Source organism: Pedobacter sp. AC212 (assembly GCF_979258625.1).
Window position 1 is genome coordinate 5,021,773 of sequence record NZ_OZ409870.1, and the last position, 19,517, is coordinate 5,041,289.

At 36.9% G+C, this 19,517-nt stretch carries 15 protein-coding genes; 8 read left to right on the forward strand and 7 right to left on the reverse strand.

Translation table 11 applies throughout. From position 1 onward, the window contains the following. The 5 genes from ACZZZC_RS21655 to ACZZZC_RS21675 all read right to left on the reverse strand — a co-directional run bounded on the left by ACZZZC_RS21655 (position 1) and on the right by ACZZZC_RS21675 (position 4,136). Positions 1 to 222, reverse strand: a complete 222-nt coding sequence (locus ACZZZC_RS21655; protein ID WP_265799988.1) for a VF530 family protein — start codon at positions 220 to 222, stop codon at positions 1 to 3. 25 nt (positions 223 to 247) lie between these two features. Then, the gene (locus ACZZZC_RS21660) at positions 248 to 853 is read right to left on the reverse strand and encodes a class I SAM-dependent DNA methyltransferase (RefSeq protein WP_463483966.1); all 606 of its coding nucleotides are present in this window, start codon (positions 851 to 853) and stop codon (positions 248 to 250) included. Between the two features lie 56 nt (positions 854 to 909). After that, positions 910 to 2,883, reverse strand: coding sequence for a M1 family metallopeptidase (locus tag ACZZZC_RS21665; protein WP_463483967.1), 1,974 nt, complete (start codon positions 2,881 to 2,883; stop codon positions 910 to 912). Positions 2,884 to 2,979: 96 nt separating this feature from the next. Continuing rightward, positions 2,980 to 3,720 carry a peptidase associated/transthyretin-like domain-containing protein gene (locus ACZZZC_RS21670; protein ID WP_463483968.1) on the reverse strand — a complete coding sequence of 247 codons (741 nt, stop codon included), beginning with the start codon at positions 3,718 to 3,720 and terminating at the stop codon, positions 2,980 to 2,982. A 68-nt stretch (positions 3,721 to 3,788) separates the two neighbouring features. Continuing rightward, positions 3,789 to 4,136, reverse strand: a complete 348-nt coding sequence (locus ACZZZC_RS21675; protein ID WP_463483969.1) for a Spx/MgsR family RNA polymerase-binding regulatory protein — start codon at positions 4,134 to 4,136, stop codon at positions 3,789 to 3,791. Between the two features lie 237 nt (positions 4,137 to 4,373). Here ACZZZC_RS21675 and ACZZZC_RS21680 point away from each other — a divergent pair, with 237 nt between their 5' ends. From ACZZZC_RS21680 to ACZZZC_RS21690, 3 genes are all read left to right on the forward strand, one after another. Beyond that, positions 4,374 to 5,912, forward strand: coding sequence for a sensor histidine kinase (locus tag ACZZZC_RS21680; protein WP_463488100.1), 1,539 nt, complete (start codon positions 4,374 to 4,376; stop codon positions 5,910 to 5,912). 202 nt (positions 5,913 to 6,114) lie between these two features. Next, positions 6,115 to 6,255, forward strand: a complete 141-nt coding sequence (locus ACZZZC_RS21685; RefSeq protein ID WP_463488101.1) for a GIY-YIG nuclease family protein — start codon at positions 6,115 to 6,117, stop codon at positions 6,253 to 6,255. A 212-nt stretch (positions 6,256 to 6,467) separates the two neighbouring features. Continuing rightward, positions 6,468 to 7,142, forward strand: coding sequence for a LytR/AlgR family response regulator transcription factor (locus ACZZZC_RS21690; protein ID WP_463488102.1), 675 nt, complete (start codon positions 6,468 to 6,470; stop codon positions 7,140 to 7,142). Here the strand turns inward: ACZZZC_RS21690 and ACZZZC_RS21695 are convergent, their stop codons facing one another. Then, entirely contained in the window at positions 7,143 to 13,562 is a 6,420-nt protein-coding gene (locus ACZZZC_RS21695; protein ID WP_463488103.1) for an alpha-2-macroglobulin family protein, read from the reverse strand. A gap of 471 nt (positions 13,563 to 14,033) precedes the next feature. On the opposite strand from ACZZZC_RS21695, the gene ribH reads away from it, so the two are divergent. The 3 genes from ribH to ytxJ all read left to right on the forward strand — a co-directional run bounded on the left by ribH (position 14,034) and on the right by ytxJ (position 15,118). Continuing rightward, entirely contained in the window at positions 14,034 to 14,525 is a 492-nt protein-coding gene (gene ribH, locus ACZZZC_RS21700; protein WP_463483973.1) for a 6,7-dimethyl-8-ribityllumazine synthase, read from the forward strand. A gap of 51 nt (positions 14,526 to 14,576) precedes the next feature. After that, a complete protein-coding gene (locus ACZZZC_RS21705; protein ID WP_255352363.1) occupies positions 14,577 to 14,699 on the forward strand; it encodes a hypothetical protein in 123 nt (40 codons plus the stop codon). 83 nt (positions 14,700 to 14,782) lie between these two features. After that, positions 14,783 to 15,118 carry a bacillithiol system redox-active protein YtxJ gene (ytxJ, locus tag ACZZZC_RS21710; protein WP_463488104.1) on the forward strand — a complete coding sequence of 112 codons (336 nt, stop codon included), beginning with the start codon at positions 14,783 to 14,785 and terminating at the stop codon, positions 15,116 to 15,118. A 110-nt stretch (positions 15,119 to 15,228) separates the two neighbouring features. Here the strand turns inward: ytxJ and ACZZZC_RS21715 are convergent, their stop codons facing one another. Continuing rightward, positions 15,229 to 16,737, reverse strand: coding sequence for a malate:quinone oxidoreductase (locus ACZZZC_RS21715; protein WP_463488105.1), 1,509 nt, complete (start codon positions 16,735 to 16,737; stop codon positions 15,229 to 15,231). 383 nt (positions 16,738 to 17,120) lie between these two features. Here ACZZZC_RS21715 and ACZZZC_RS21720 point away from each other — a divergent pair, with 383 nt between their 5' ends. Further along, on the forward strand, positions 17,121 to 18,416 hold the full coding sequence (locus tag ACZZZC_RS21720) for a hypothetical protein (protein ID WP_463488106.1): 1,296 nt from the start codon (positions 17,121 to 17,123) through the stop codon (positions 18,414 to 18,416). 152 nt (positions 18,417 to 18,568) lie between these two features. Beyond that, entirely contained in the window at positions 18,569 to 19,462 is an 894-nt protein-coding gene (lipA, locus tag ACZZZC_RS21725; protein ID WP_463483976.1) for a lipoyl synthase, read from the forward strand. Positions 19,463 to 19,517 lie beyond the last annotated feature (55 nt).

Consider the following 19,517-nt stretch of genomic DNA (forward strand, 5'->3'; position numbering starts at 1 on the left):
CTATTTATGAAAAGTATCTAAAAACAAATCTTCGACTTTTTTACGAGCCCAAGGCATTCTACGCAAAAAGTTGAGGCTTGATTTAATGCTTTGATTGTTGTTAAAACAGTCGATTCTAATTAGCGACCCTAACTGCTCCCACCCATAATGCGCCTGCAAATCAGTAACGATTTTCTCAAGAGTGATTCCGTGAAGTGGATTGTTTTTCTGTTGATCGGCCATGCACAAAGCTAAATAAATTATAAAACTATTGCGGATTAAATTGTGAGAGCCAAACCGTTGCATTGCCGCATGAAGGATCATTTACGGTTTGATTTAAAATTTCAAATTGGTTTTTAACTAGCAAATTGTGGTATTCTTCGATATCAAGTGAAGCATGAAAAAGATTTTCGCCATCATTTATTCCCCACGCCTCTCCTCTTTTGGTGCCCGAGGTAAATAAAATTATTCCATTTGGAAGGAGATGATTGGCAAATATCTCAAACATTTTCGGCTGATCCTCCGCTGGTAAATGAAAAAAACTATGCCAGGCAATGATTGCATTAAATTTGGTTTCAAGTTTAAGCTTGCGCATATCTTGCAAGAGAAATTCTTCTGCCGGAAAATTTTGTTTAGCCTGTTTCAACATTTTTTCACTTGCATCAACTCCTGTTACCATAAACCCAGATTGCAGGAAATATTCCATAATGGGTTTTCCGTTTCCACAGCCTAAGTCTAGCAGACTTGCACCCCTTGGGATCAACTCAATAACTGTATCCAGATAAGGTTTCTCCATTAAATTACGAGGTCTGTTTTCCCCAAACCAATCAGCAATTTTATTATAAACATGAAAAACGTTCTCTTTTTCATTCATCACCATAAAAATAAAAGCCCTTAAATTTGCATTTAAGGGCTTTGAAAAACTGAATGTTACTTTCCTGCGGTCCAGGTATTATTGTCAGGATTCGAATCTGGTAAAACCTTATTTGGATCTAAGGTAACTGATACTATTTCCTCAGTGGTTGGGAAACGCACCAACCAAGAGGTGTTTTTCATCCAAACATCAACAGGTACTTTTACAATACTTTTTTTACCACTTTTAGTTTCTACCTGAAGGATAATTGGCATTGGCATTTTTTCCAAATTATTCACACGGATAGAATATCCTGATAAGTTTCCATCTTGTTTAATTTCCTCAACCGAACCAATGGCCTGATCCATTTTCCAGCTATTTAAAAACCAACTTCTCCAAAACCAAGCTAAATCCTCTCCTGCAGCATTTTCCATCGAGCGGAAAAAATCATAAGGAGTTGGGTGTTTGTAAGCCCAGTTTTTGATGTATTGACGAAATGCATAATCGAATCGGTCCTCACCTAAAATCTCATTTCTCAAAATATCTAGTCCCCATCCTGGTTTAGAGTACAAGTTAATGCCAATATTTGCCTCTGTCATTCCATCAGGCATTTGCATAATGTTTTCATACTTAGGATTACCGATATAGTTTTTGCCTATAAAATTCATGTTGGTTGGGCGACCAATATATTCTCCATTATTGAAGTTTTTAGCCGAAATGCCGTTGATAAAGGTGTTGAAACCTTCATCCATCCAACCAAATTTGCGTTCGTTTGAGCCCACAATCATCGGGAACCAGGTATGACCAAATTCGTGATCGATTACGCCCCATGCACTGCCTTTTTTAGCCTTCCAACCACAAAAAACAATCCCTGGATACTCCATACCACCGATATTTGTAGCAACGTTAACTGCCATTGGATAAGGATATTCGAACCATTGTTTAGAATAATGTTCGATACTGGCTTTAACATATTCTACCCCGCGGCCATAACCATCAGCTCCATTACTTTCTACAGGTTGCGCAGAAACCGCTAATGATTTTTTTCCACTTGGTAAATTGATACGAGCAGCATCTAAAACAAAAGCTTTTGATGAAGCCCAGGCCGCATCGCGGGCATTTAAAATTTTAAACTTCCAGGTTAACTTATCTTTCGCCGGACGAGATTTAGGATCGGTAACCTCTGCCTCGGAACGGATGTGAACTGTTGCATCGCTATTTTTAGCAGCATTCCATCTTTGCAATTGTTGTGCAGTAAAAACTTCTTGAGGGTTTAAGAGTTCTCCAGACGCCATTAAAATGTGGGTTGCTGGAGCTGTTAAAGCCATAGTAATATCGCCATATTCGCAGTAAAACTCTCCACCGCCCCAATACGGTAAAGTATTCCAGCCAATTACATCATCGTAAACACATATGCGTGGAAACCATTGTGCAATGGCATAAATTTCGCCATTTTTAGTAGTTAAATGACCAGTTCTATCCGATCCTTCTTTCGGAACAGTATAAGAATAGTCCATTTTAATAGTTACCACATCGCCATTGGCAGCCATCGGCTGATCCAAACGAATCTGCATACGGGTGTCTTCAACAATTGAAGTGAATTTTACTGCCGCAGCTTTTTGAGATACACTCACATTTTGAATTTTGTAACCTCCGTCGAATTTTTCGCCTTGGGCACCATAACGACTACGGGCTGGAGTTACTTGTTTGCCACGAGAATCTTCCTTAAATGTGTTCTGATCTAATTGTAACCATAAATACGGTAACTTATCCGGACTGTTATTTTTATAGGTTATGGTAACTGTTCCGGTAACCAAACTTTTGGCTTCGTCCAAATTGGCTGTAATGTTATAATCAACGCGATTTTGCCAATACTTTGGCCCTGGGATTCCCATTGCTGAACGAAACTCGTTTCCGTTTTGAGTGTAAAACAAAGGCCCGAAAGCTTCAGCAGGATTGTAATTTGTGGCAGGAGCGGTTTGCTGAGCATTTGCCGAAATAACAAAAGCGCAACAAACAACACACAAAGTGAATAATTTATTAATTTTCATGAGTTTAATAAGTTGTTATTTGATCGTAAAGATAAAAAATAACCACATATAGCGCTATATGTGGTTATAATATTGATACATGAAAGTATTATCGAACTAATTTGGCTTTAACTTCGGCAAATCTTGTAGTTTTCTTTGTTGAGGAGTTAATTTTTGCCAAGCAACAAAGGCTTTAGAGATATGATAATCATATCTGAAAGGTCGTTCTGCTTTAACCGACTCTATTGACGGCCTATAAATGATCATAAAGTGTTTGAGATCTTCGCCTTGAAGCTTTGTTAAATCGGTAATTGTTTTCTCACTAAAACCAGCGTCAATTTCTTCCTGGTACATTTCTTTTTCTTCTAGCTCAGCTTCTTTTCTTTGCTCCCGCTTGTATTTTCCGTAACCAAGATTCAGGTTTAAGCCGCCAACTTTATCTTTCATGCGCTTTCTACCTAAATTACCGCCGGTATTAAGTAGCGTATATTTTTCTGCCAATGGGTCTTTTGCATCTGTAATCTGGCTATTCATTCTCACCCCTTTTACATCAATATCCATTAGGCTGGTCGATTTTACCGGAAGATAAATGCTTCTATTCAATAAGCTGGTTAAGTAAAGCGTATCGGTATGGTAACCCACGGCAGAAAACTCAATCAAATCTCCTACAGAAGCAGGGATAGTGTACTTACCCGTACTTGAGGTAGTGGTTACTTTTTTGCTATTTAAATTTCTGACAGAGACACCTGGTAACGTGAGCGATTTTTTATTGTAATCGAATACAGTACCAGTGGTAACTGTTTGCGCAAAAACACCAACAGGAAGGGCAATTAAAAGAAAAATAATCAGCTTATACATAAATCAAAAGTAAGTATTAAAATGTTTCAAAGCTGTATTTAACAAACTTTAAGACTATAACAACTGGATCAGCCAAGTGTTTGAGCATAGCGATCCTCATCAAAAGAAATTAATATTGCTTTACCGTCTTTCTCTATAATCGGCCGTTTAATTGCGCTGGTATTTTCTATCAGATAGGCGATCGCCTTATCTTGCGTATCAATCGCAGTTTGTTCTTCTTTCGACAATTTTTTCCAGGTTAATCCTTTTCTATTTAACACCGTTTCCCAACCAAAAGCATTGCTCCAATCGTTTAGCTTTTCGGCAGTGATTCCTTTCTTTTTGAAATCATGAAATTCAAAATCAATTTGATGAGCTTTTAACCAATCGAGTGATTTTTTTACTGTATTACAATTTGGGATTCCGTAAACAATCATTTGTGTTCTAAATTTTAAGTGAAGTTGGAACGCCGAAGATAATAAAGTGTTGTAAGTTGTACGTAATAAGTTTTAGATTTAAAAGCCAAATTGCCCAGCTTAAAACGTATTACATATAACTTTTCACGTAAAACGTACAACGTAAATAGTTCATCACATTTTTACCACCATCCATCACATTTTAAAAAACTGAAGTGAGAAGAGTTAGTAACATTGTGGTATAAACTACAACACATTATGATTATTCTTTCTGGCGAAGACCCGACAATGAAAACTAAAAGCATCAATCAACTGGAATTTTGGATTTCGACAGCACTTTACGTTCTGGCACTCATTGGCATTTGTACTTCTACGAGTTATGGCACCGCAAACGCTTATCGTTTTATCGAAAATCATTTAGAATACAGTAGATTAACTAATTTCTTCTTGCCAGAAATTTTTAAAATAAGTATTCTTTATATCAGCTTCTTACTGATTAATTTTTGCTTTATGCCACAGCTTGCGAGAAAGAACAATGTAGTTTTAAATATCATTCTTACTATAATGGTCACCGGAGTTTCCGTAATCATCTGGATGGTTGCCAATACCTATTCTCAAGCCGATCGATTGATTGAAGAGGCCGATATTAATCATGCTTACGCTATTTTATTTGGAGAAGCTTTCACCTATATTTTTTTACTCTATTTACTGTTCAACATCTATGCTTATTTCAACGAGAGAGGAATATCATTGTTGGAGAAGATTCCATTTTTGAAACGTTTCAAGACAGATATTCTGCTGGAAATTTTCACATCGGCTAAAATATGGCTAATTACGCTAATGGTGTTTGCGGTTATTTTTTCTCCAACACGTGATTATGAATTTGTGGTGATCTGGTTAATTGCTCCACCGGCAAATATCTTATTGGCCTTCTATTCAATTTATGAGATCATTCCAGGCCTCCGGAAAAAGGGAAAAAGATTTGGCCGGTATTTTTGGGGGAATGTTTTTCTTTCCATACTAATCGTTTTATTACTCTTGATCATGCTTGCAGCCTTCATGAGAAATGGCGATGCATTACCTATAGCACTAATTTTTACTTCTATTAGTCTTGTATGCATTACTACGCCATTGGCATGGTACATTTATAAACATAAATTTGAGAAACAAACGGAAATCCAAATGCTCAAAACTGAGCTAGGAAAATCGGATGCAAGTTTAAATTTTCTCAAATCGCAGATTAACCCACACTTTTTATTTAATGCCTTAAATACACTATTTGGTACCGCACTGCAAGAAAATGCAGAAAGAACGGGTGAAGGCATTCAGAAACTGGGCGACATGATGCGGTTTATGTTGCATGAAAATACACAAGATAAAATTTCATTGACGAGGGAAGTTGAATACCTGAACAACTACATCGATTTGCAAAAACTCAGAACATCGCGTTCTGGCGACATAAGAATTGAAGCGCATATTGAAGAGCAATTGAATAGTTTGCAGATTACACCGATGTTATTAATTCCATTTATCGAGAATGCTTTTAAACACGGCATTAGTTTACAGCAACCATCATATATCAAAATGACTTTGCAAACCAAAGAGAAAACTTTGTTTTTTGATGTGAGCAACAGCATTTACATCAAAGCAGACAACGATCCGGAAAAATTGAAAAGTGGCATCGGTTTAGAAAATGTTAAACAACGACTGGGTTTGCTGTATCCAGAAAAACACGAATTAATTATCCGCGAAAGTGCAAATGAGTTCTTTGTGCATTTGACTTTGGACTTGGATTGATCCTTCGACTACGCTCAGGATGACAACGACTATGCTCAGGATGAGTTAAAGGTTAAATCTAAAATATGTTTTGATTTGTTTTTTCGTACGGAGGTCACGCTGAGCGTAGTCGAAGCGCCTTTTCTTACATCAACAAACAGAAACAATAGCAATCTTTATTTTAAAAAAGGTTTTGTATCTTCATTACCAAACAACTCTAAAAGTGGAGCAATACACCGTATATATTTTAGCTTGTTCTGACAAATCGTATTACACTGGCGTTACTAACGATGTCGACCGAAGACTCTACGAACACGAAAATGCAATCAATCCTGAAGTTATACTGCAAAAAGAAGATCATTAATTTTAGTATTTTGCGAACATTTTAAGGATATAAACGACGCAATAGCTTTTGAAAAACGAATAAAAGGCTGGTCAAGAACAAAGAAGGAAGCGCTCATTAGTTCAAATTGGGAACAATTAAAAGAATTATCCCTTTGCAAAAATATGAGCAGCCATAAAAACTACCAAAAACATTAGGCTTCGACTACGCTCTGCCTGACAAACGCAAAAACTATGATTGCTATTGCTATAGATGATGAACCCATTGCACTTGAGATTATAAGCTCCCATGCATCAAAAGTTCCTTTTGTAGAATTACAGCAAACTTTTACTGATGCTTTTGCGGCAATTGGATATCTCCAAAACAACAAAATTGATTTAATTTTTCTGGATATTAAAATGCCCGACATCAGCGGAATAGATTTTTTGAAGAGCTTGAGCAATCCGCCGATGGTTATTTTTACAACTGCCTATACAGAACATGCGGTCCAGAGTTTTGAACTTGATGCTGTTGATTATTTGTTAAAACCTTTTTCTCTTTCGAGATTTTTAAAGGCCTGCAACAAGGCACATGAATTATATAATCTGCGTGGACAGAAACAGGAAGCAAAAAATGAATATATTTTTGTGAAGGATGGTTATGAACAAATTAAAGTTGAACTAGATGAAATCCTGTATGTGGAAGCTTCAGGAAATTACACCCAGATTCAATTAAAAGACAAGCTTTTGAGTTCAAGGATTACCATTAATGATTTGGCAGAACTACTTCCTAAAACTGATTTCATCCGTTGCCATCGGGCATTCATTGTAGCTAAAAACAAAATATCCAAATTTGACCGCAGCCAAATTTGGATAGGAGAAAAAATTATTCCGATTGGGGCAACTTACACCGGTATTCAATTGCTGTAGTTAAGGTTTAACTGTTACCCTAATCCCTGCAGAATGCGTAGTGAATTCTGGCGCATACATGCTTTGTAACGTCGTAATTCCGTTAGAAAAGTTGCCGGCATGCGTAACCCTGAGTGGGTATTCAAAAACATAAGTTCCTTTGCGTAAATAACTGATAAAGAAATTTGTTGAAGCATCTTTCGTACTTTCATAGTAACCTAAACCATCCTGATATTTGAATTGAGAAATTACATTAACCGGCTCAAAACCAGATGACCGCATATCTTTTAGATGAACATATTCCATATCTCTATCACAAAAAATTTCAATCCTCACTTTTAATAAATCGCCTGGAGCTAATTGATTTGAATTTGTTAATGGGGTAAGCAAATTTCCTTTATCGGTTTGTTTTTGGAGGAATAATTGTTTATTTATTTTCACCCCCGTTTCGGCGGATGTGATTTTATCCAACTGCTCGAAATATTGCCAATAATATGCACCCCAGGCCATACTTTTATTGTTATTTGTAATTTCTACCTTGGCCATTTCGGGTTTAACATTTTGCCCGGCAATGGTTATTTTTTGATAGCCTGTTCCCGCTTCTTTTTCCGGTTCTGCAATGTCCATTTCGGCGAATGATTTACCGCCGATCACAACCTCCGGTGCTGCTGATTCATTTAATAAATCGTATCCCCGCATCAGTAAAGCATAACTTGCAGCAGCCGTTGCTTTTGTAGTTTTCCAGTCATTAGTCTGCTTATTTTTTAGCAACCAAATTTTCATTTCTTCCACGGAGTGCGTATCTTTCGCCACCTCATCGAAGGCTTCAATTAACAAAGCTTGCGTTTCAATGGCACTTTGATACCAAAAATATCCGTTGCTATTATCTGCCCAATACATACCCAGTTCATTATGATGCTGTGCCGTTTGCTTTAATAAACCTATCACTTCCAATGCCTCAGCTTCACGCCCATTTCTATAGAGAACTATGGCTGCCTGTGCTTGCTGATAGGGATCTAAATATTTCCATTTCGATTTAAGTATTTGTAAGAAATAGTTAACCGATTTAATATAATTAGGATCATCATTTTTTTGCTTTGCATAACTGCGGGCATATAAATAGTGAAGAGTTAAATAATTAAATCCTTGTCTTTTAAGCTTAAGATCTAAAGTATAATCTTCAACCAATTTACCATCCAAATAACTGATAGCCTTCGAAAGCATCTGATTCAATTTTGGAAAAGCTTTTTCATCGACCAATTTAAGGTGTTTCAGTTGCCCGATACCCATTGCAATGTGTTGCGTGATGTATCGATCTTCCTGCATTCCTGTAAACCATGGAAATGCACCACTGCTAAACTGCATGTTCTCCAGTTTCTCAAAATTCGCTTTAAGCTCATAAGTCATCCTGTTTAAATCAAACAAAGTAGCTAAGCGTTTCTTCCGCTCGGTTTCATTATTAGCTTGTCGCACCCATGGCGTTTCTTCCAATAAAATTGATTTTAAGGCTGAGTTTTTCTCCAAATTAGATACTAAAGCTTCGCCATTGTTGATTTGTTCCCAGGATTGGAAAACCGTTTTTATTTTGGGCGATGAATTGATGATGCCCGTCGCAAAACTGTTGGCGTAAAACCTGCTGAAGGTCTGCTCGGCACATTCATAAGGATATTCCATTAGATATGGTAGAGACTGCACCGCATACCAAATCGGATTGGAAGTAAACTCAAAAGTTAAGGCTTGGTTTCTTAATGTTTTCGAATCTCCGGCATGCAGTAATTTATCCATAGTGAAGGTTTTTTTAACACCGCCACGTACGTTTATCGGCATACTCTCTGTTACCAACATAGAATTCGGTAAAACCGGTATGGTCATTTCCTCTCCATCAGCATAATTTTCTGATTGAGCAGTAAGCTTATATGTAATTGCTCCAATGCCTGGAGGAATGATCAGAGACCATTTTAATGCCTGGTTCCCGTTATTTTCTAATTGAAATTTTTGCTGAACCGCATCTTTATTGCTTACAATCAAGATCTTTTTTCCGGTGATGGCATCGGATAAATCTAACACTGCAAAACCACCAATCGGTTTACCAGATAGGTTATTGAGCCTAGCGCTAAACAAAATAGTATCTCCTTCACGAAAAAAACGTGGTGCATTTGCCGAAATGGAAAGCTTTTTCTGCGTAACCAATTCTTTGATAATGGTTTTGGTTTTAAAATCTTTAGTATGCGCAAAACCCATCATTTTGTATCGCGTTAAAGATTGTGGGATTGTAAATTCTATTTCAATTTGCCCTGATTCATCGGTTTTCAACTGCGGATAAAAGAAAGCGGTTTCAGTAAAATTGGTACGTGGAATAACTTTAGCTTTTTTAACAGGTTTACCATTAATGATGTAGGTATCCGTCTTCGGATCGTAGCCTTCAATGCTCACAAAATCGTAAACTTTATTATCATCAACAGCGATGGCCTCTCTCAGCATTTCAGGGGCTGGAGCTCCAGCCCGATCATACGCCACGCTGGTTGTTCCCCGTAATTTGATGGTTGTTACAGGGCCGCTCGCAGCCAACACTTCAACCTCCTCCCTTAAATTGGATACACTATTTGTTACGTTTTTCTTTTGTTGGGCTCCGTAGCCTGCAACAACAATCTCGTTTAGTCCTTGTCTATCTTCTACCAGTTTAAAGTCGATTCTTTTAGCTGTTTTAACTACGGCTGTTGCTCGGTGATACCCAATATAACTTACGGTTAATTCATCTCCGCTTTTAGCATCAATACTATAAATACCATAGGTATCAGTGGTTGATCCCTTTTTACCAACCCTTACTGCAACTCCTGGCACGCCATAACCATATTGATCGGTTACAATACCATACACCAAACCAGATAATTTAAACGAAGCAAGTTTTTTGGTCGCCACTTCGCTGTTAGATTTTCGATTATTAGCCTCTACTCCAGCCAAATATTGCGTATAATTATATTTTAAATTGTAGCTATTGAAATCGAATCCGTAATAATTTATCGCTTCGTATTCTCGCTTCCTGATGTCGTAATAACCACGATATCGGTCTTTGTGCCAAATCTCATTCCCCATTTGTATCGTAGTGAGATTATAGCCCCAGCTGTAAATATTGTAGTTGTATTTAGGCGAAACGATTTTATTCCAGCTCATGGTTTTTAAATCATCCAACGATGCATCATATAAAGACACCACCATTTCAGCCATTTGTTTTTCGCCCTTTTTATTAGTGATTTTTAATTTCCATATATCCTTTTCACCTGGCTGTAGTTTATCCCTGAAACTTGTAAAATTAATATCCAACTCTTTACTTTCATCTACAATGGTAATTACATTCATAGATTGGGATATTCTACCATTTTGAATTAAGGTGAATTGAACAGCGAAGCCTTCTACAAATTGAGCTTCAGGCTTGATATTTATTACTTCCTGTTTATGGGTTAAATTCAACCAAACTCTTTTTATAATCTGGTCTTTATAATACACTTCATAGTAAGCCCTGGCATTTGGCAAAATACTGGCAAACCTAAAAACAGCCGATTCACTGGGTGTCACAATGGTCTTCTCCGCTACAAGCCACTCTTTTGCCAGTAAAATTTTCTCGCTTGCACTTTCGTAAACTCGTACAATTTTTTCTACAATGATGGAATCCAGATTCTCATTAAGTGCTTTAAACTTCACCTTGTAATATCCTGAAGGAAGTTTAGCGCCCTTCATTTCTAAATTACCAGCACCCCGTTCAACTTTTTGATGCTGGACAAAACTGATTTTTCCTGTCAGCCAACTTTCAGGAGTTCCATCATTCTCATATTCATCGTAAGGAAATTGCTTAACAAATTCGGCCCTGCTCAGGTTGTATCTTTCTGCTCTACCTAAAGTATTCGGATAAACCACTCTACCCGGATATTCCAGTTTGTACCACTCTACAGTTAATTTGCCATTAATTGGCGCCTTATTTAAATTGGTAATTTCGAAAGCTAAATTATCCTTAAAATTAACAGTAAAAATATTTTCTGGTATATCTACGTTAAGTAAAACATCACTTTTGCCAGCATTAATAAACTGAGATTTGCTTCTTGTTTCACCATTCAAATCAGTGATATCTACATTGATTTGATAGGAATATGCATTAATGCTGGTATTCTCTGCTGCAGCAAAAAAGCGAATGTCAAAAACACCTCCTTCTTTCGTTTCAGTTGTGCCAATAGCTATTTGCTTACTCGGACTGTAACCATAAACGCGATCATTGGACGAGAAGATATTTCTGGTAATAACATACTTAACTTTTGCGCCAGAAACGGCATAACCCGCAAAACCAATTGCCTTTCCCTGTACAAGTATCGAATCGTTTAACTTGTATTTTTCATTCAATGGATTAAATGAAACCTCGAAAGTAGGTCGCTTATACTCCTCTACCTGAACATCAACATTACCATAAGCTGTATTAATGCTCATCCTGCCGTTTAACTTACCCATTGGGATAGTAAACGAACCGTGGAAAGTGCCAAACTCATTCGTAATTTTCGAATTTTTTTCAATCTCCTTCCTGTTGGCATCACTAAAGGTGATTTCGATAGTTGATTCTTTTAAGATCCGGTTCTTATCATCTTCAAATTCAAAATATATTCCTTTATAATAAACGGTTTGGCCGGGCCGGTAAATTGGCCGATCGGTAAATAAAACCACTTTCGACTTTGCAGACATGTATTTATAAAAACGCTGGTTAATATCCAATACAACCGTATCATTGCCATAGATGGTTTCAATACGGTTTACCGATGCATTTAGCGAACTCTCTGCAAATCCATTTTTATCTGTGTTTAAAGTTCCCCTGGGTTTATATACATATTTTCCATCCTCATATTCATTATTTTCCTCATTTATAGTTGCATTTACTACAGCCTCTCCCGTGGAGCTATTGGAAACAAAATATTGATGATTAAGGATTTCTGTGATGCGATTGGTTACAGCCAGATCTGTAACTTGAAAGGTTAGGTAGTTAAATACCGCGTTATTGCCGGTAGTATTGGCGATGATAATATATTGCCCTTTATCCAAACCATCCAATTTGTCTATTAAGGTATGCTCTTTATAATCATCAGTTTCAGGCAGGCTAACCATCCATTCTTTTTGGATTTTATTTATAGCGATAAATTTCTCATAATCTTCCAGATTGCCAAGGTGAAAACGGTTGGTAATTCTGCTTACCTTAAAAAGCTGTAATGATATTGCATTCGTATTTTTATACCTAAAACGTATTTGTGCTGGTTTTCCTGGCATTAAAAATTGATTCATCTTAATTTCCAACATTTTACTTTTTATGTCAGCAATTAACTTTTCAAAGTTTTTGGCACCAATACTTTTCGGGTAGGCTTCGATAGCCAGGTTGCCTATTGCCAGTAATTCCTTTAAATCTATATCCTGTTTTGGAGTTTGCAGATTTCGCATCTCGTATTTTTTCGAGGCAAGTTCAAAAAGCACATCGGCATACAGTTCTGAGGATCTGGAGAAATTGGCAAGTTTTTGGATCGCTGCACTATAAAGCGCCATTTTATCTTCGCGGGTGCTTCTGGAATAAACGTAATTTAACCGTTTAAGATCCACATCAACTAAAGCACCGATATTCTTACTTTCTTGATGGCTGCGGATAAGTTTCTGAAAAATGGCTAATGCCATTGATGAGAATGAAGTCGAATCTTTAGTCGGAAGCTCAATTTTTAAAAATGCCTTATCATCATCAAACCATTTCACATCATTAAAATCGCTTGCATCATCATCTTTGGTAATTTCTATCTGTGTATTTATCAAAACATCTATAGCTCTATGTGCTAGCAAATCATAAAGTGTTGGCCTTAAAAACCTATTTTGTTCATTGCCAATCATCATTTCGCTCAGACTATCAATTTTTGTGTTTTGCAAAATTTTAGTTTCTGCAATTGATGCTAAATAATTTTTAGCAGTTTCTTCTAAAAATTTACTGGCTGGCCAGGTTTTAATATCATCGCTCAGATTTAATTGGACATTGGTGCGATTAAGCAACTGGAATCGATTCTGATCGTAATATTTCCAATAACTTTCGGCTAGTAATGATTGTAAAATACTTTTGGCGGGTTGGCGGGCAGTAAGAATATCTTGTTGTAATTCTTTATTTATTTTTGAAAAAGCATTTTCTTCCAGGTAACCCTGAAATAACATTCGATACATGGTTGCCTTAATGATGACAGTTGTTTTTTGTTCTTTACGGGCTTTTTCGATTAACTTATTTAAGATTGGAATAGCTTCCTTCGGCTTTGTTGCGAGAGCGAGAGAATCTATAGTTTTAAAAGCTGACTGATAGTAAGTTTGCTTCTTTTGAGAAAAAACGGATGAGGAAGAAAAGCAAAAAGAAATGATTAGCAATAAGATTGGTAGCGTTTTTTTCATAACCGGGGTTTTAAACTTTAGATGGAATATTAAAATGGATTCCACAAATTATTTATAACATATATCTGATGAGTTACTAAACTAAACAATTTTGTACTTCTCACTTTACTAAGTTTCGCCGAAAAGCGTAAAGAGAATTTTGAACAATCAATTGAAAATATTAAGCTAAACTTTGGCAGTTTGCTTTCGAAGGCTTAAATAGTAGCAAAGCATTAAGCATTTTAAACCTGATCGCAGTGAACACGAAACCCGATTCTTCTTATCGGGTGAGTAAAACGGAGAGCGGGACTAACATTTAATTGAAATACTGGTTTTGCTTTCCAAATCAATCAAAATATTTTTTTCTGATCCGAAATGATCTATTTAACTCCTGGAAAACGGAGGTGCAAAATCAAACCGACTTAAATTAAAGTTACAACATTTAAACAGTAAGCCCTTTCAACATTAAACGCTTAGCATTATATTTGCCACATGTCTACACAACTAAAAAACCTTTCTGATTTCTCTCATACCACGGTTCCGAATGGAGCGAACTATAAATTTGGAATCATTGTTGCCGAGTGGAATGCCGAAATTACTGGCGCTTTGTACAATGGTGCATTAAAAACTTTGTTAGAAAATGGCGTAGCCGAAGAAAATATTGTTTCGTTACCAGTGCCTGGGAGTTTTGAATTAACTGGTGGAGCGGAAATTTTGCTAAGCAAAAGAAGCGATATTGATGCCGTGATTTGCTTGGGTTGTGTAATTCAAGGGGATACAAAACATTTCGATTTTATTTGCGATGCTGTTGCACAGGGCGTAACTAATGTGGGCATTAAATATAGTAAACCTGTTATTTTTGGTGTTTTAACTACCAATAATTTGGAGCAGGCACAAGATCGTGCTGGAGGCAAACATGGTAATAAAGGCGATGAAGCGGCTATCACCGCAATTAAAATGGCCGACTTTTCTGCCAATATTTAAAATTGTGTTTTAATAAACTATTTGTACCTTAGCGCTTTAATCCCCAATCTAATGAAAAAAGTTGCCATCTTATTATTGGCGGTGTTTTGCACCATTACCATTTTAGAGTCATGCTCTTCAAAACTTTGTCCTGCTTACAGCTCTTACCCTGAAGGTAAACGCAGAAGAAACTAAGTTTAAAACATTAGAATTTCATTTTACAGTCATCTGCAGAACTTTATTTAGCTGCATGTGTTTACGTATAAAACAATATTATTATGACTTGGGTTAACTTAACTTCGATAGATCAGCTTAATGAAATAAAATCAGCAAGCGGATACAGCCTTATTTTTAAGCACAGTACACGTTGCTCAATTAGTTCGATGGCCAAAAGAAATTTTGAATTTAGCTGGGATGTGATTCCGGAAGATACCAAACTTTATTTTCTGGATTTAATTGCCTACCGGGAAATTTCTGCTGAGGTTGCCCATGTTTTTCAGGTTACACACCAATCGCCACAAATTTTATTAATTAAAGATGGAGATTGTGTTTTGGAAGCATCACATAGCGATATCTCTGCAGAAGAAGTGGCTGAAGTAATTGTTGCAGCATAGCCAAAAAATATTCAGCAAAAAGGGGCGCAAATTTTAAATTTGCGCCCCTTTTTTATTGTTTCATATCTTAAAAATGTCTCATTTCCAATTTGGAAAGGATGACAAACTTTCTAGGCTTTTTCTATTTCTAAAACTCTTGATGTTCTCGCTCTGGTTTCTTTGCAAAGTTGAGGATTGTTAGCTAGTTCTTTACCGAAAGTAGGGATCATTTCTTTCATTTTAGCCTGCCATTCATCAGTTGCCAAATCGTCTTTGAAACAACGACTCAGTAATTCAATCATGATTGATACCGCTGTTGATGCTCCTGGAGAAGCGCCCAGTAATGCTGCTATGGAGCCATCGCCAGCACTTACTACTTCAGTACCAAACTCTAAAATTCCACCTTGTTTTTCATCTTTTTTAATTACCTGAACACGTTGGCCAGCATATTCCAGTTCCCAATCTTTCAATTGGGCAGTAGGTAAATATTCCTTTAGTGCTTCCAATCTATCTTCTGGCGATTGCCTTACCTGTTCAATTAAATATTTAGTTAAATCGAGGTTGTGCAAACCTGCAGATAACATCGGGCGGATATTATTGAATTTGATCGATTTTGGTAAATCTAAAAACGATCCATTTTTTAAAAATTTGGTAGAAAACCCAGCGTAAGGACCGAACAACAAGGCCTGTTTACCGTTAATCATCCTGGTATCTAAATGTGGTACCGACATTGGCGGAGCGCCAACTGCGGCTTTACCATACACTTTAGCATGATGTTGTTTAATGATTTCTTCGTTAGTACATTTTAACCATTGGCCACTTACTGGGAAACCACCAAAACCTTTTCCTTCCGGGATATCAGATTTTTCGAGCAATGGCAACGAACCACCACCAGCGCCAATGAAAACAAATTTAGCAACGCGTTTGCGTTTCTCTTTTGTCTCTAAATCTTTAACTTTTATAACCCAGTTACCTTCTTTGTTCTTCTGCAAATCACGAATCTCATGATTAAAATAAAGACTTACATTAGGTTGCTCTTTAAGATGATTAAACATGTCGCGGGTTAGCGAACCGAAATTAACGTCGGTACCTAAATCCATTTTTGTGGCAGCAATTTTATCAGTCTTTTTACGGCCATCCATAATTAATGGTGCCCAATTTTTCACTACTTCCGGATCTTCGGTATATTCCATGTCGCTAAACAAATCACATTGCTGCAAAGCGTCGTAGCGTTTCTTTAAATAATCTACATTCTTTTTGCCCCATACAAAACTCATGTGTGGAATTTTCCGGATAAAATTCTCGGGGTTGGAGATTAATCCTTTTTCGATAAGATAAGACCAGAATTGTTTTGAAACCTCAAAATGCTCGGCAATTTGAACCGCCTTTTTAGTTTCAACCGTTCCATCTTTTTTTTCAGGCGTATAATTTAGTTCGCAAAAAGCAGAATGTCCGGTACCGGCATTATTCCATGCATCAGAGCTCTCTGCTGCTGCAATATCCAATCTTTCATATATTTCAATACTTAAATTGGGTTCTAATTCTTTTAATAAAACACCAAGTGTTGCGCTCATAATTCCAGCGCCAATTAAAATCACATCTGCGTCAGTTTTACCAACTGTCTTTATCTTTTTTGTCATCTTATTTTAAAGGAGTTACAAATTTAGGATCATTTTAAACATGAAACGAATTTTCGCATATGAAAACTAAAAAATTGCTAAAAAATGTATTTTTATTTGAAACCGGTAGCATTAATTAGCATAATTAAATTGAAAACGTTAATTTTTATAGCTAAATTATTAAATCTTCATTAGGATTATATTAGAAATCATAACCCGATAAACAATTGATTTGTTTTTGCTCATCAAACAATGGGTTCTGCATCTATTACACACGAATAATAAAATAAATGCAGCAGAAATTTAGATATTGTAGGCGAATAGTCATCCGAAAAAAACATCCCACTTCAAAAGTATATTTTTATTTAGTTGAAGCGTTTGCTTCTTTTAACGGAATGTTTAAGATGAAAAATTTAATTCTACTGATTTGCATCATTGTATTTGCCGGCTGTTCCGGAGAAAAAACCGACGAGGTTTTACTTCAATTGGATAAAGAAAAGCTTGAGGAAAATATTAATTACGACAAGATCGTGTTTTACAAGTTTGCCAAAATAGCGGTGCGTTCAAATGCCGTACTCGATACCAATATGGTGGAATACCAAAAGTTTTCATCACAAACCCGAAACATCTTAAAAACGATGGATCAGCTCGATACTAATAAAAAAAGTATCTCTGTGATGGAGGCACTGCGACTTTATAATGATTATCGTAAAGTAAAAAAATTAGTCAAAAATACCGACGAGGATGTGTTTCCTAGCCTAGTACAAGGTTTTAACGTAATGTATGGAGCACCAAAAGTTGACATGAATACTGTTGATCCCAAAGAGAAAACACGTGTTCAGAATATCGAACACGCGATTCTAAGCATGGCGGTTTTAACCACAAGAGACTTAGGTCAGCCGTTTGCCTTATATGAATGTTCAAAAACACAACCAGAGCTTTTGGATGATTCGGAGATTAAAACGCTGTTGGAGTTTGTTAGAGGCTTCCTTTTCTTCGGCAACAACCTTTATTACTTATCCGAAGACGGTTTATCCCGCAATATTAAATGGCTCGATAAAAATGAAAGTATTCCCATGCCTTATACTAAAGCTTTTTTTGGCTGGAGAAATTTGAGCGATGCACAAGCACATACCGCTTTCCATGGCATGAATTACCTTTTCAGAGGGTTTGATAGAATGCGAATGGAAAGAAAAGTTGATGAAGAAAGATCTTTGGAAGATTTTGACTCTTTTGTTAAGGATATGAACAAGCTTGGCTTAGAAACCGAATTAGTTTGGTTGGTGGATGCTTATCTGAATTTGAAAAGAGAAAAGCCGGAGAAAGCGATTCCGGCTTTAGAAAAATTAAAAACCAGTCCTCTATTTTCTGACAGTGAACGTGAGGCCATCCAAAAAACCATCGATTATGTTAAAGATCGTGAGCCGGATGCTGCGTTGAAAGGAGTTTACGACAAAGCATTTATGGCCAGGCTGGCTTCAAAGTATATGATTTCAGTATTAGCGAAAATTGATTGGGAGAAAGTGATGAGAGAAAACAATGTTCCACACACAAAGGAAATCTTCGCAAGCATTAACAAATTCAAAGATATGTCAAACGCGGTAAGCCAATATACTCAACCCTCTACCATTGAAAATAGTAAAAAGGAAATTACTAAAAAGGGAAGCGAGTTACTGGATAAGGCAAAGTCGTTATGGTAAAGCAATTTTGAAAGGGCGTTTCAAGTAATGAATTCCAAAATTTAAATATCAGTAGATAACGTTTCATGAATTGCTCCGCTTGCAACCAAACATTACAACAGAACAACATTTCGATATTACAACATTTCAATCCTAATCCTTAACTTTGCGATATGATTGATTTACCGGTAGTACCTGCTGTAACTGAAGTTAAACGTAAACCCGATTGGTTGCGTGTAAAATTGCCTGTTGGAAAAGAATATGCACAAGTTCGCAGTTTGGTAGATACACATAAGTTGCACACCATTTGCGAAAGCGGAAATTGCCCTAATATGGGTGAGTGTTGGGGAGCTGGAACAGCAACTTTCATGATTTTAGGTAACATTTGTACCCGAAGCTGCTCGTTTTGTGCGGTTGCAACCGGCCGGCCTTTAGCGGTTGATGTTGATGAACCTAACCGTGTGGCCAATTCCGTAAAGCTAATGGGCGTAAAACATTGCGTTATCACATCAGTAGATCGCGATGATTTAAAAGATGGGGGCTCAATTATCTGGGCAGAAACATTACAGGCCATCCGTAAGGAAAGCCCGATTACAACGCTAGAAACATTAATTCCTGATTTTAAAGGCCAGTGGGATAATTTATACCGCGTATTGGAAGAACGTCCTGAAGTGGTGTCGCACAATATGGAAACGGTAAAGCGCTTAACGCGACAAGTGCGTATTCAAGCGAAATACGATAGAAGTTTAGAAGCACTGAAACGGATTTCAGAATTCGGTTTAAGAACCAAAACAGGCATTATGCTTGGGCTAGGTGAAACTGAGGAAGACATCTTTGAAGCCATGGATGATTTAGTTGCTAATGGTGTTCATATTTTAACGCTGGGTCAATACTTGCAACCAACCCGCAACCATCACCCGGTTGTTGATTGGATTCACCCTGATACTTTTGCCATGTATAAAGAAGTTGGTTTAGCCAAAGGTTTAAAGTATGTAGAAAGCGGCCCATTGGTACGTTCATCTTATCATGCCGAAAAACATCTTTTCCCAATTGAAGGAATCGCCTAGTATCCGGTTTATGCCAGGCTTAAAAAATGTTTCCAAAATAGCATTCCTTGCGGGA

What these genes read in the sequence shown, in the direction of transcription:
- ACZZZC_RS21655 (WP_265799988.1), bottom strand. Translation starts at nt 222, where the DNA reads ATGGCCGATCAACAGAAAAACAATCCACTTCACGGAATCACTCTTGAG.
- ACZZZC_RS21660 (WP_463483966.1), bottom strand. Translation starts at nt 853, where the DNA reads ATGAATGAAAAAGAGAACGTTTTTCATGTTTATAATAAAATTGCTGAT.
- ACZZZC_RS21665 (WP_463483967.1), bottom strand. Translation starts at nt 2,883, where the DNA reads ATGAAAATTAATAAATTATTCACTTTGTGTGTTGTTTGTTGCGCTTTT.
- ACZZZC_RS21670 (WP_463483968.1), bottom strand. Translation starts at nt 3,720, where the DNA reads ATGTATAAGCTGATTATTTTTCTTTTAATTGCCCTTCCTGTTGGTGTT.
- ACZZZC_RS21675 (WP_463483969.1), bottom strand. Translation starts at nt 4,136, where the DNA reads ATGATTGTTTACGGAATCCCAAATTGTAATACAGTAAAAAAATCACTC.
- ACZZZC_RS21680 (WP_463488100.1), top strand. Translation starts at nt 4,374, where the DNA reads ATGATTATTCTTTCTGGCGAAGACCCGACAATGAAAACTAAAAGCATC.
- ACZZZC_RS21690 (WP_463488102.1), top strand. Translation starts at nt 6,468, where the DNA reads ATGATTGCTATTGCTATAGATGATGAACCCATTGCACTTGAGATTATA.
- ACZZZC_RS21695 (WP_463488103.1), bottom strand. Translation starts at nt 13,562, where the DNA reads ATGAAAAAAACGCTACCAATCTTATTGCTAATCATTTCTTTTTGCTTT.
- ribH (WP_463483973.1), top strand. Translation starts at nt 14,034, where the DNA reads ATGTCTACACAACTAAAAAACCTTTCTGATTTCTCTCATACCACGGTT.
- ACZZZC_RS21705 (WP_255352363.1), top strand. Translation starts at nt 14,577, where the DNA reads ATGAAAAAAGTTGCCATCTTATTATTGGCGGTGTTTTGCACCATTACC.
- ytxJ (WP_463488104.1), top strand. Translation starts at nt 14,783, where the DNA reads ATGACTTGGGTTAACTTAACTTCGATAGATCAGCTTAATGAAATAAAA.
- ACZZZC_RS21715 (WP_463488105.1), bottom strand. Translation starts at nt 16,737, where the DNA reads ATGACAAAAAAGATAAAGACAGTTGGTAAAACTGACGCAGATGTGATT.
- ACZZZC_RS21720 (WP_463488106.1), top strand. Translation starts at nt 17,121, where the DNA reads ATGAAAAATTTAATTCTACTGATTTGCATCATTGTATTTGCCGGCTGT.
- lipA (WP_463483976.1), top strand. Translation starts at nt 18,569, where the DNA reads ATGATTGATTTACCGGTAGTACCTGCTGTAACTGAAGTTAAACGTAAA.